Source organism: Nonomuraea sp. NPDC005730, from assembly GCF_040630865.1.
Taxonomy (GTDB): Bacteria; Actinomycetota; Actinomycetes; order Streptosporangiales; family Streptosporangiaceae; genus Nonomuraea.
This window is the reverse complement of record NZ_JBEXYK010000054.1, coordinates 1-12,472: the sequence shown is the minus strand read 5'-3', so window position 1 is coordinate 12,472 and position 12,472 is coordinate 1. Positions and strand designations below refer to the sequence as shown.

The following is a 12,472-nucleotide window of genomic DNA, read 5'->3' as shown; positions in this document are numbered from 1 at the left end:
CCGGCTTGCGGACCGAGGACGGTGCTGGTGTCATGAGCCGGTGATGGCTTCCGACACCCACCGGGCGATCGAGGCGGTCTGGCGGATCGAGGCGCCCCGGCTCATCGCCGGCCTGGCCGGGCTGGTCCGCGACGTCGGCCTGGCCGAGGAACTGGCCCAGGACGCGCTGGTCGCGGCCCTGGAGCAGTGGCCGGGGTCGGGCGTGCCACGCAACCCGGGCGCCTGGCTGATGACGGTGTCCAAGCGCCGCGCCGTCGACCTGATCCGCAGGAACGAGCGGATGTCCCGCAACCTGGCCGAGCTGGGCCACCGGCTGGAGACCGCCGGGGAGCCGTCCGAGCCCGACGAGATCGAGGACGACCTGCTGCGGCTGGTCTTCACCGCCTGCCATCCGGCGCTGTCGATGGAGGCGCGGGTGGCTCTGACGCTGCGGGTGCTCGGCGGCCTGAGCACCGACGAGATCGCCCGCGCGTTCCTGGTGCCCGAGCCGACCGCCGCCCAGCGCATCGTGCGGGCCAAGCGCACCCTGGCCGACCGGAAGGTCCCGTTCGAGGTGCCACAGGGCGCCGAGCTGGCCGGACGCCTGTCGTCCGTGCTGGAGGTCATCTACCTGATCTTCAACGAGGGCTACTCGGCGACGGCGGGCGACGACTGGATGCGGCCCGGCCTGTGCGAGGACGCGCTGCGGCTGGGCCGGGTGCTGGCGGGGCTGATGCCCGCCGAACCCGAGGTGCACGGGCTGGTCGCGCTCATGGAGATCCAGGCGTCCAGGGCGGCGGCCCGGGTGGGGCCGTCCGGCGCGCCGGTGCTGCTGCTGGAGCAGGACCGCACCCGGTGGGACCGGCTGCTCATCGGGCGCGGGCTGGCGGCGCTGGCACGCGCCGAGAGGCTGGCCGAGGAGCGGGCCGAGGAGCCGGCAGGCGCGGCGGGGCCGTACACGCTGCAGGCCGCGATCGCGGCCTGCCACGCCCGCGCGTTCGACCCCGGCGACACCGACTGGGTGCGCATCGCGGGCCTGTACGAGTCGCTGGCCCGGCTGGCCCGCTCCCCCGTCGTCGAGCTCAACCGCGCGGTGGCGCTGTCGATGGCCTACGGCCCGGCCGTGGGCCTGGAGCTGCTCGACCAGATCGTGGACGAGCCGTCGCTCAAGGGCTACCACCTACTGCCGAGCGTCCGCGGCGACCTGCTGTTCCGGCTGGGCCGGCGCGGCGAGGCGCGGGCCGAGTTCGAGCGGGCGGCCTCGATGACCCGCAACTCCCGCGAGCGCGCCCTGCTGCACGAGCGCGCCGCCGCCTGCTGAGCGCACCCTCCCCATCGACCGCGCGCAGTGCCCGGCACTGGGCCGGGCGCTGGGGCGGGCGCTGGGGCGGGCACGGGGCCGAACGCTGTGCTGGGTGCTGGACCGGGCGGGGTGTCGGGCCGGGCGCTGGAACGTGCCAGGCGGCCGTCACGCTCGGTGACAGCCGGACCTGACCGGGAGCAAGCCCGGAGGGTCCGGGCGACATGCCCTTGATGCGGCATGAAAGATGTCTGTTGAGGTGGGAGCGCTCCCAAACAGCCCTTCACACCCTTTACCCCCTTAAATCCTGATTCTGGGTGGCAAAACGCACGATTGGTAACGGTTCCGTTTCGGCGGATTGACGGACACAGCCGGTAAGTGCACCCTTTGTGGGAGCGCTCCCAAAGACTCCCACCGCGGCGGAGCGCGTGCCGCGGTGCACCTCCCATCAGTCACCCGAGAAGGGGTCCCCCATGATGATCAGCAAGCGTCGCGGTCTGGCCGCGGCCTCAGCTCTGGCCGCGGCGGCGCTGACCGTCGCGTCGTGCGGCAGCGGCGACACGCCGGCCGCCGGCAACAGTCCCGCCTCCTCCGCGGCGGCGGCCGAGCCCGTCACCATCCGGGTGCAGACCTTCGGCGGCGGCTCCAACTTCGGCTACAAGAACGCCATCGAGAAGTGGAACGCCGAGCACAAGGACATCCAGATCAAGGAAGAGCACCTGACCGACCAGTTCGAGCAGCAGTACTGGCCCCAGATGATCCAGTGGCTGCAGTCCGGCAACGGCGCGGGCGACGTCGTCGGCATCGACGAGGGCGGCATGGGCCTGGCCAAGGCGCACCCCGAGTGGTGGGCCGACCTGAAGGAGTACGGCCTTGACGGCCGCAAGGCCGACTACCCCGCCTGGAAGTGGGAGAACGGCGTGACGGCCGACGGCAAGATCTTCGGCCTCGGCACCGACATCGGCGGCATGAGCCTGTGCTACCGCGCGGACCTGTTCAAGAAGGCCGGGCTGCCCACGGACCGCGAGAAGGTCGCCGCCCTGTGGCCGACGTGGGACGACTTCATGAAGGTCGGCCAGCAGTTCCAGGCGAAGGTGAAGGACACCAAGTTCACCGACGGCACCAACACGCTCTACAACGTGGTGCTGTACCAGGAGGCGGCCAAGAACGGCAACGTCGCCTACTTCGACAAGGAGAACAACCTCATCGTCGACAAGAACCCGGCGGTGAAGGCGGGCTTCGACTTCGCCTCCAAGCTCAGCCAGTCCGGCCTGACGGCCAAGCTGCGCAACTTCACCGACGAGTGGGCGGCGGGCACCCAGAAGGGCGCCTTCGCCACGGTCGGCTGCCCGTCCTGGATGCTCGGCGTGGTCTCGGGCAACGCCGGCGACGGCATGAAGGGCAAGTGGGACGTCGCCTCGGTGCCCGGCGGCGGCGGCAACTGGGGCGGCTCGTGGGTGGCCGTGCCCAAGCAGTCCAAGCACCCGAAGGAGGCCGCGCAGGTCGCCGACTACCTGACCAGCGCGCAGACCGAGGCGAGCATCTTCACCGACTTCGGCAACATGCCGAGCAACAGCAAGGCCCAGGCCGACACCGCCGTGCAGGGCGCGAAGAACGAGTTCTTCAGCGACGCCCCGATCGGTGAGATCTTCGCCAAGTCCGCGGAGAGCCTGCAGCCGGTCTTCCTCGGGGTGAAGCACGCGCAGGTCAAGAACGCGGTCGAGTCGGTCATCCAGGGCATGGACGACGGCTCGGTGGCCTACGACAAGGCCTGGCAGCAGCTGGTCGACGACGCGGTGAAGGCCGCGGGCTGATCTTCCCCCGCCCGGCCCGCGCCAGCGGGCCGGGCTTGCCGCTGAAAGGTCTGTTATGAGCCTCGACACCCTTCCGCGGGCGGCGCGGAACAACCATCGCCGCGACCGCCCGCCCGGCCGCCTCTGGCGTTCTCGACTCGACGTCAAGGCCATGCCGTACGCCCTGGTGTCCCCGTACTTCCTGCTGTTCGCCGCCTTCGGGCTGTTCCCGCTGGCCTTCACGCTCTACTACTCGCTCTACGACTACGACCTGGCCGGCGACACCAAGTGGGCCGGGCTGGGCAACTACGCCGCGCTGCTGGCCGACGAGGACTTCTGGAACGCCGTCACCAACACCGTCGGCATCTTCCTGCTCGCCACGATCCCGCAGATGCTGATGGCCCTGTTCCTGGCCAACGCGCTGAACAAGAAGCTGCGCTGGCGCCTGCCGATCCGCATGAGCGTGCTGCTGCCGCTGGTCACCTCGGTGGTCGCGGTCGCGGTGGTGTTCACGCAGCTGTTCGCGCGCGACTGGGGCCTGGTCAACTGGGTCCTGGGCTGGTTCGGCGGGGACAAGATCAACTGGCGGGCCGAGCGCTTCCCGTCCTGGCTGGCCATCGCCGCGATGGTCGACTGGCGCTGGACGGGCTACAACGCCATCATCTTCCTGGCCGGCATGCAGACGATCCCCAAGGACCTGTACGAGGCGGCCGCCATCGACGGCGCCTCCCGGCGGCGCCAGTTCTGGCAGATCACGCTGCCGATGCTGCGCCCGACCATGATCTTCGTGGTGCTCAACTCCACGATCGGCGGCCTGACGCTGTTCTCCGAGCCGACCACCTTCTACAACGGCAACGTGGACGGCGGCTCGCAGGGCCAGTTCCAGACGGTGGCGATGTTCGTCGTCAAGCAGGGCTTCCGCGAGTTCGACTACGGCTATGCCGCGGCGGCCGCCTGGCTGCTGTTCCTGCTGATCCTCATCGGCGCGGCCGTCAACTTCCTGTTCGTCCGGCGGATCGGAGGCGCCAAGTGACCGGCTGGAAACCGACCGTCATGACGCGGGTCATGCTCGGGGTGGCCATCTTCCTGTCGGCGTTCCCGCTGTACTGGATGCTCGTCATCGCCTCTCGCACGAACTCCGACGCCGTGTCGGTGCCGCCGAAGTTCCTGCCCGGCGGCAACCTCGGCGAGAACATCGTCGCGGTGCTGGAGAACGAGGACGCGCACTTCCTGCTCGGCCTGACCAACTCCTTCGTCAGCGCGGCGATCGTCACCGTGTCCGTGGTGATCATCTCCACCCTGGCCGGGTTCGCCTTCGCCAGCCTGCGGTTCAGGGGCCGCAACATCCTGCTGCTGCTCGTGCTGCTGACGATGGCGGTGCCGCTGCAGCAGATGGGCGTGGTCCCGCTCTACCGCATGATGGTGAGCCTGGAGTGGACCGGCACGCTGAAGGCCATCATCCTGCCGTACCTGCTCAACGGGTTCGGCGTGTTCCTGATGACGCAGTACACGCGCCAGGCCGTGCCGAACGAACTGGTCGAGGCGGCCAGGGTGGACGGCGCGGCGACGCTGCGGATCTGGTGGAACGTCGTGCTGCCGGCCGTGCGTCCCGGCATGGCGGTGCTCGGCATCAACACCTTCATGCTCATGTGGAACGACTACATGTGGCCGCTGATCGTGCTGACCCCGGACAACCCGACCGTGCAGATCGCCATCAACTCGCTCAACGCGCGCTACTCGACCAGCTACTCGCTGATCTTCGCGGGTACCGCGCTGTCCATCATTCCGCTCATCGCGGTATTCGTCGCATTCGGCCGCCAGATCGTCGGCGGACTCATGGAAGGTGCGGTCAAGGCGTGACGACACAAGAGGAACAGATCCGTCCTGGGCTGCGCTTCCCTCCCGGTTTCGCGTTCGGCGCGGCCACCTCGGCGTACCAGATCGAGGGCGCGGTCACCGAGGACGGGCGCGGCCCGTCCATCTGGGACACCTTCACCAAGACCCCGGGGCGGGTGCTCAACGGGCACCACGGGGACGTGGCCATGGACCACTACCACCGCTACCGGCAGGACGTCGCCATCATGGCGGACCTGGGCCTGACGGCCTACCGCTTCTCGGTGTCCTGGCCGCGGATCCAGCCGACCGGCTCGGGCGCGGTCAACCAGAAGGGCCTGGACTTCTACAAGCGGCTCACGGACGAGCTCCGGCAGAGCGGCATCGATCCCTGGCTGACCCTCTACCACTGGGACCTGCCGCAGGAACTGGAGGACAAGGGCGGCTGGCCCAACCGCGACACGGCCTACCGCTTCGCCGAGTACGCCACGATCGTGCACGAGGCGCTGAAGGACCACGTCCACACCTTCAGCACGGTCAACGAGCCGTGGTGCGCCGCGTTCCTCGGCTACGCCTCGGGCGAGCACGCCCCGGGCCGGCGTGAGCCGCGCAACGCGATCAGGGGCGCGCATCACCTCAACCTCGCCCACGGCCTGGCCGTCCAGGCGATGGACGCGCGCCGCGCCGGCGGCTGCGTCAACCTGTACGCGATCTCCCCCGAGACCGGCAGCGAGGCCGACCTGGACGCGGCCCGCCGCATCGACGGCCTGCAGAACCGGTTCTTCCTGGACGCGCTGCTGACCGGCCGCTACCCCGAGGACGTCCTGAACGACATCCCGATCGACGACGACCTCGTGCGGCCGGGCGACATGAAGATCATCAACGCGCCGATCGACGTGCTGCTGGTGAACTACTACAGCCGCTTCACGGTCTCCGGCGCGCCCGGCGGCAGGACGTCGGCGGCGGCGGCCCCCACGGACACGGCCTCGCCGTGGGTGGGCAGCGAGCACGTCTCGTTCGTCAACGGCGGCCGGCCGGTCACCGCGATGGGCTGGGAGATCGACGAGGACGGGCTGGTTGAGGTGCTCACCCGGGTGGCGCGGGACTACCCGCCGATCCCGATGGTGGTCTCCGAGAACGGCGCCGCCTTCGACGACGTGCTGGCCGACGGCCGCATCCACGACGCGCAGCGGCAGGCGTACGTGGCGGCGCACCTCGGCGCGTGCCGGCAGGCGATCGACGCGGGCGTGCCCCTGCAGGGCTACTTCGCCTGGTCGCTGATGGACAACTTCGAATGGGCCTGGGGCTACGGCAAGCGTTTCGGCCTGGTCCACGTCGACTTCGACACCCAGGAGCGGCTGCTGAAGGACAGCGCGCACTGGTACTCGGAGATCATCCGGCACAATAGGCGACATGAACCGACCGACTCTTGAGGCAGTCGCGGCTCGGGCCGGTGTGGGCCGGGGCACGGTGTCGAGAGTCATCAACGGCTCGCCGAACGTCAGCGCCAAGGCCCGCGAGGCCGTCGAGCTGGCCATCCGCGAGCTGGGCTACGTGCCCAACAGGGCGGCGCGTGCCCTCGTCACGCGCCGCACGGACACCGTCGCCCTGGTGGTGTCGGAGTCCCAGTTCCGGGTCTTCGACGAGCCGTACTTCGCCGGCACCATCCGCGGCATCGGCTCGGCGCTGGCCGAGACCGGGCTGCAGCTGATCCTGGCGATGGCGCGCTCCCCCGAGGAGCACGAGCGGCTGGAGACCTACCTGACGGGGCAGCACGTCGACGGCGTGCTGCTGCTGTCGCTGCACGGCGCCGACCCGCTGCCGGGCAGGCTGGAGGAGATGGGCGTGCCGACCGTGCTCGGCGGCAGGCCCGTCGGCCTCGACCCCTACAGCTTCGTGGACATGGACAACAGGGCGGGGGCCCGGCAGGCGGTCAAACACCTGCTGGGCCTCGGCCGGGGCGCGATCGCCACGATCGCCGGCTCCCAGGACATGGGCGTGGGCGTCGACCGTCTGGCCGGCTACCGCGACGCGCTGCTGCCCTCGGGCCTGCCGGAGATCGTGGCCTTCGGCGACTTCTCCGAGGAGAGCGGCGCCACCGCCATGCAGGAGCTGCTGGAGAGCCATCCCGATCTCGACGCGGTCTTCGCCGCCTCCGACCCGATGGCCCTGGGCGCGATGCGCGTGCTCAAGGCCGCGGGCAAGGCGATCCCGCGCGACGTCGCCGTGATCGGGTTCGACGACTCCAAGGCCGCGCTGCACGCCGATCCGCCGCTGACCACCGTCCACCAGCCCACGGAGGCCATGGGCCGCCAGATGGCCCAGCTCCTCGTGGCCCGCATCAACGGCGAGGAGCTGCGCCAGCCCGTGGTGATCCTCGACACGCACCTGGTTCGCCGAGAGTCCGCCTGACCAGGCGTTATCCTGGCCTGGCTGCTCGCACGCCCGACGAAAGGACCTTCTCCCGTGCCCCAGCTCGAAGGCGGCGGCTACACCGCGCAGATCAGCCCGCGCGGCGCCGCGCTCAGAACGCTCAGGCACGGCGGGCGCGACCTGGTGACGGCCTGGCCCGAGCAGGGCCCGGTCCCCTACTTCGCGGGCACCGTCCTCGCTCCCTGGCCCAACCGGGTGGGCGGCGCCCGCTACACCTTCCAGGGCCGCTCCCACCGGCTGGAGGTGACCGAGCCCGACCGCGGTCACGCGCTGCACGGCCTGGTCGCCGTCGTCGACTGGAAGGTGGCCGAGGCCGAGGCCGATCGGGCGCGCCTGACGTACGAGCTGGCCGAGGCGCCCGGTTACCCGTTCACGCTGGCGTTGTCGGCCGAGCACCGGCTCGGCGCCGGCGGCCTGACCACGACGGTCACGGCCCGCAACACCGGCGAGGCCGACGCCCCCTACGGCTGCGGGCCGCACCCGTGGCTGCTGGGCGAGGAGCTGGAGCTGCCCGCCGCCCGCTACCTGACGACCGACGACCGGCTGCTGCCGGCCGGCCTGGCCGACGTCGCCGGCACCCCGTACGACTTCAGGAAGCCGCGTCCGGTCGGCGACACCGTGATCGATCACGCCTTCACCGGGCTCGACCGCGGCGAGGTGCGGGTGGGCGCGGTGCGCGTCGGCTGGGACCCGGCGGTGCTGCCGTGGGTGCAGGTCTGCACGAGCCGGCAGCTCGGCTACGAGGGCGTCGCGGTCGAGCCGATGACCTGCCCGCCCGACGCCTTCAACTCCGGCACCGACCTGGTCGTGCTGCGGCCGGGCGACGAACACGTGGCGAGCTGGACGATCAGCGTCGCCTGAACCCGGAAGGGGCCTTGCGTGGACAGCAGGACCAAGCGCCGCTTATCGCCCGCCGAGCTCGACGCGCTGGCCCGGCGGGCCGTGGGGGCGGGCGTCTTCACGGCCACCGAGCTGACCGACGGCTACGCCAACGCCGTGTGGCGGCTGACCCTGGAGGACGGCCGCGAGGTGGTGCTCAAGCTCTCCCCCTCGCCCGACCTCGACCAGCTCAGCTACGAGCGCAACCTGCTGCGCATGGAGGCCGCCGCCTACGAGCTGGCCGCCGCGGCGGGCGTGCCGATGGCCGAGCTGCTGGTGGCCGGGTTCGACGACCCGGTGCTCGGCGGCGACTACCTGATGCTGACCGCGCTCGACGGCGTCTCCTGGAACGACGTCAAGCCCGAGGGCGAGCAGGCGCTGCGCCGGGAGCTCGGCCGCCACCTGGCCGCCTTCAACGCGGTGACCGGCGAGGTGTTCGGCTACCCGCATGCCGGGATCGTCGGCTCGACCTGGCGGGCGGCGTTCCTGGCCATGGTGGGCGCGCTGCTGGCCGACACCGAGCGCTACCCGGCGCCGCTGCCGAGCCCGGCCGCCGAGATCATGGCGGTCTTCGAGCGGGCCGCGCCGGTGCTGGACGAGGTGACCACGCCGTGCCTGGTGCACTTCGACGTGTGGGCCGGGAACGTGTTCCTCGACCTGACCGGCGAGCCGCGCATCCAGGCGATCATCGACCACGAGCGGGCGTTCTGGGGCGACCCGATCGCCGAGTTCGTCACCCCGACGATCTTCGACGAGCTGCGCGAGGACGACCCGCTGCTGGCCGGCTACCGCGAGGTGACGCCGCTGGAGCTGACCTCCTCGGCCCGCGTCCGGCTCGACCTGTACCGCGCCTACCTCTACCTGATCCTGCTGGTGGAGAACGGACCCCGGCAGTACCCGGAGTCCGAGTACGCCAGGGTCCGCGATCTGGCCGTCAGCTCACTGGCGGACGTCCTGGACCGCCTCGTACGGCTTCCCCTTGACGCCCGCTGACGGCCTGCCGCACTGACCGCCGCCCGCGCCGTTCACCTGGTTCGGCACGCCGAGGTCGGCCGGCCCGGGGGTGTTGCCGGTGCAGGCGAGCGCGCCCTTGACCGTGACGCCCGACAGGACCGGCGCGGTGTTGCCGGTGAGCACGGCCGCGCCGCGCAACTCGGCGCCCACGACCGTGAGCCGGGCCGCGCCGGTGACGCTAAGCGCGCCGTCCACGCGCGTCCTGATCAGGTGCACGGCCTCGGGCCTGGCGGCGGTGAGCGTGCCGCTGATCCGGCCGCCGTCGGTCACCAGCGAGGCGCCTGCCTTGACCGTGACCGGGCCGGTGACCTGGGCGTCCTTCAGGCAGGTGACGCCGTCGGTCACGGTGAGCGGGCCCCGGTGCGCGCCGGTGACCGTGCGGTCGCAGGCGGGCGGCGGGGCGATGGTGGTGACGGTGAAGCTCCTGGCCTGGCCGTAGTTGCCGGCGGCGTCGATCGAGCGGTACTCGACGGTGTGCCGGCCGCGCGGCAGCTTGCCGTAGACGAGGGAGTCGATGACGGTGCCCTCCTCGGTGAACGTCCAGGGCAGCTCGGAGGAGGTGGGCCAGCCGAAGTAGTTGAACCAGCCGTCGCCGTCCACCCGGGACTCCGAGACCACGTAGCCGTCGCGGTCGTCGTCGCCGGTGAGCTTCATCGTGAACGGGCCGTTGTAGACGTAGGTGTCGCCGGAGCGGGCGAGCGGCTCGGACAGCTCGTACCCGGTGGTGGGCGCGGCGGCGTCGACCTGCCAGGTCAGCGTGGTGGCGCCGAGGGTGGCGGTGAGGATGTGGGCGCCGGGCGCCAGATCGGCCGCGCCCAGGTCGAACTCGGTGCCGGTGCCCGCCGGCCGGCCGTCCAGCGTCCAGGCGACGGCCGGGGCGGACGCCGCCGGGTGGGTGGTCTCGACGTACACGACGGCGTCGCGTCCGGCCGGGCGGTCCGTCGGCGTGGACGACACGACGGCGGCCTGGACGCCGTCGGGCGGCGTGGTGAGCGTGGTGTCCACGGTCCAGGTGCGGGTCCTGCTCATGGCGGTCCGGATCGCCGGGTCCCGGACGAACTCCGTGGGGTCGGCGACCGTGGCCGTGACCGTGTGCGTGCCCGCGGCCAGGCCCAGCGTGCGCAGGTCGAGGACGTCGGCGTCGCCGGGCAGGTTCTTGCCGTCCACGGCCCAGGTGGTGGTCAGCGAGTGCCCGGCCGGGCGCATCGGCTCGACCCAGAGCACCCGGTCGGCCCCGACGGGCGCGGCGGTGGGCGTGGAGTCCTGGACCAGCATGGTCTTGGCGGTGATGCGCTGGGTCATGACCTCGCGGCTGACCTGGTCGAAGTAGTAGCCGAGGGTCTTCATCATGGAGTGTCTGCTCGGCCGCCACACGCCGCTCGTGTAGTACATGCCGCCCTCGTAGCGGGCGATCGGGCCGCCGGACTCGCTGTCCTCGCCCAGCCACCGCCACCACTTCCGGCGCTGGTCGAGCATCTGCTGCCCGGTCAGCAGGCTGTGGTGCGCGCTGGAGGGCTCGGAACCGCCGTAGGTCCCGCCGGGGACGCCGCGCTGGTAGTAGTCGTACTCGTCCTGGAGGCCGCCGAGGGAGTGGCCGAGCTCGTGCGGGCTGATCAGGGCGGACATGGAGTTGCTGCCCGAGGCGGTGGCGTAGCTGCCGCCCGCGCCGCCGTAGGTGCCGCTGTTGGCCAGGGCGAGGATCTGCCGGTTGCCGGACGTCGTCCCGGTGACCAGGTTCGCGTACCGGGTGGCGGCGGAGTTGTCCATGGTGATCAGTCGCTGCACGCTGCCGGGGTTGCAGCCGCCCCAGAAGCCCATGCTCAGCGGGGTGGTACGGCGGGGCGCGTCCAGGCCGGGGTCGCAGCTCACGCCGGACTCGCCGGAGACGATGTCGATCCGGTAGACGTTGATGTAGTCGCGGTAGGTCTTGAACGGCTCGATCGACCACATCACGTTGAGGTGCCGGTCCACGTCGGCCCGGAACTTCGCCTGCTCGGCCTCGGTGTAGCCGTCGCCCATGACGATCAGGTTGAACCGCTTGACCGGGGCGCCGGTGACCTGGACCGGCACGACCGTGGCCGCGCCGGGCCCGTCGGCGGCCGCCGACGCATGGGCGGATGGGACATACAGGACGGCGGCGGCCAGTATCAGGGCCGCGAATCTACGCATGTCATGCACTATCGGCCCGATGGATGCGGCAGTCTCATCCCATAAGGGCATAACTCCGGAGTGATAGCTTCTGCGGGATGCAGCTCGAACTGAGACATCTCAGGACGCTGCGCGCCATCGCCGACCACGGCAGTGTGACCAGGGCCGCGGCGGCGCTCGGCGTCTCCCAGCCCGCGCTCACCGCCCAGCTCGGACGGATCGAGCGCCTGCTCGGCGGGGCGGTCTTCACCCGTGACCACCGCGGCGTGGCGGCCACCGCGTTCGGGGAGTTCGTGCTGGCCAGGGCGCGGGTGGTGCTCGCCGGGGTGGACGACCTGCTGGCGGCGGGGCCGTACGAGCTGGCCGGGCAGGCGATCCGGGTGGGCGGCTTCGAGAACCCCGTCGTCGTGCCCCTCGTCGCGAACCTGGCGGGCGCGCTGCCCGAGGCGCGGATCACGCTGCAGACCGAGCACTACGTCCGGGTGCTGGTGGACATGGTGGCCAACGGACGGCTCGACGTGGCGCTGGTGGCCGACTACCCCGACCACGAGCTGCGGCTCGGCCCGGCCATGGGGATGGGCGTGGTGGCGGTCGAGCCGGTGTTCGTGGCGCTGCCCGCCGCCCATCCGCTGGCCGGGCGTACCGAGGTGGAGCTGGCCGAGCTGGCGGGCGAGCCGTGGGTGCTGCCGCCGCCCGACGGGATGGGCTGGCCCGAGCACCTGCTGGAGGCGTGCCGGCGGGCCGGGTTCACGCCGCGCGGGCGGTACCAGCTCGTGGAGGCCGGGGTGCGGCGGGAGCTGATCGCGGCCGGGCACGCGGTGTCGGCCTGCCAGGCGCTCTACGACCCGGGCGAGCGGGTGTCGGTGCTGCCGCTGCGCGGGAACCCGCTGTGGATGCGCCAGGTGCTCGTCTGGCGGTCGTCGTTCGCCGCGCACGCGCCGGCGCTGCTGGAGAGCGCCCGCGCGGCCCACGCCGCCGTGGCGGCCCGCAGCCCGGTCTACACCGCCTGGACCACCCGCTACGGCCGCCCGCCCCTGCCCTCCTGACCTCGCCCCCGCGCCCCTCCCGCCTGGCCGCGATGCGCGGGGGGGTT

At 71.6% G+C, this 12,472-nt stretch carries 10 protein-coding genes; 9 read left to right on the top strand and 1 reads right to left on the bottom strand.

The genetic code is table 11. From position 1 onward, the window contains the following. Positions 1-43 precede the first annotated feature (43 nt). From ABZ444_RS39010 to ABZ444_RS38975, 8 genes are all read left to right on the top strand, one after another. Entirely contained in the window at positions 44-1,300 is a 1,257-nt protein-coding gene (locus ABZ444_RS39010) for an RNA polymerase sigma factor (protein WP_358008529.1), read from the top strand. 452 nt (positions 1,301-1,752) lie between these two features. After that, a complete protein-coding gene (locus tag ABZ444_RS39005) occupies positions 1,753-3,093 on the top strand; it encodes an extracellular solute-binding protein (protein WP_358008526.1) in 1,341 nt (446 codons plus the stop codon). A gap of 55 nt (positions 3,094-3,148) precedes the next feature. Beyond that, positions 3,149-4,105, top strand: a complete 957-nt coding sequence (locus tag ABZ444_RS39000; protein ID WP_358008523.1) for a sugar ABC transporter permease — start codon at positions 3,149-3,151, stop codon at positions 4,103-4,105. Then, the gene (locus tag ABZ444_RS38995; protein ID WP_358008521.1) at positions 4,102-4,932 is read left to right on the top strand and encodes a carbohydrate ABC transporter permease; all 831 of its coding nucleotides are present in this window, start codon (positions 4,102-4,104) and stop codon (positions 4,930-4,932) included. Before ABZ444_RS39000 ends, ABZ444_RS38995 begins: the two co-directional genes overlap by 4 nt. Beyond that, complete coding sequence (locus ABZ444_RS38990; protein ID WP_358008518.1) at positions 4,929-6,338, top strand: GH1 family beta-glucosidase; 1,410 nt, start codon at positions 4,929-4,931, stop codon at positions 6,336-6,338. Before ABZ444_RS38995 ends, ABZ444_RS38990 begins: the two co-directional genes overlap by 4 nt. Then, positions 6,319-7,317 (top strand): LacI family DNA-binding transcriptional regulator, encoded by a 999-nt coding sequence (locus ABZ444_RS38985; protein ID WP_358008515.1) that lies wholly within the window; start codon positions 6,319-6,321, stop codon positions 7,315-7,317. The genes ABZ444_RS38990 and ABZ444_RS38985 overlap by 20 nt, the downstream gene beginning before the upstream one ends. Before the next feature lie 54 nt (positions 7,318-7,371). Beyond that, positions 7,372-8,199, top strand: a complete 828-nt coding sequence (locus ABZ444_RS38980) for an aldose 1-epimerase family protein (protein ID WP_358008512.1) — start codon at positions 7,372-7,374, stop codon at positions 8,197-8,199. Positions 8,200-8,217: 18 nt separating this feature from the next. Next, complete coding sequence (locus ABZ444_RS38975) at positions 8,218-9,210, top strand: aminoglycoside phosphotransferase family protein (protein ID WP_358008509.1); 993 nt, start codon at positions 8,218-8,220, stop codon at positions 9,208-9,210. Here ABZ444_RS38975 and ABZ444_RS38970 read toward each other — a convergent pair. After that, entirely contained in the window at positions 9,157-11,400 is a 2,244-nt protein-coding gene (locus tag ABZ444_RS38970; RefSeq protein ID WP_358008506.1) for a M64 family metallopeptidase, read from the bottom strand. The genes ABZ444_RS38975 and ABZ444_RS38970 overlap by 54 nt on opposite strands. 77 nt (positions 11,401-11,477) lie before the next feature. On the opposite strand from ABZ444_RS38970, the gene ABZ444_RS38965 reads away from it, so the two are divergent. Beyond that, complete coding sequence (locus ABZ444_RS38965; RefSeq protein ID WP_358008503.1) at positions 11,478-12,425, top strand: LysR family transcriptional regulator; 948 nt, start codon at positions 11,478-11,480, stop codon at positions 12,423-12,425. Positions 12,426-12,472: the final 47 nt, after the last annotated feature.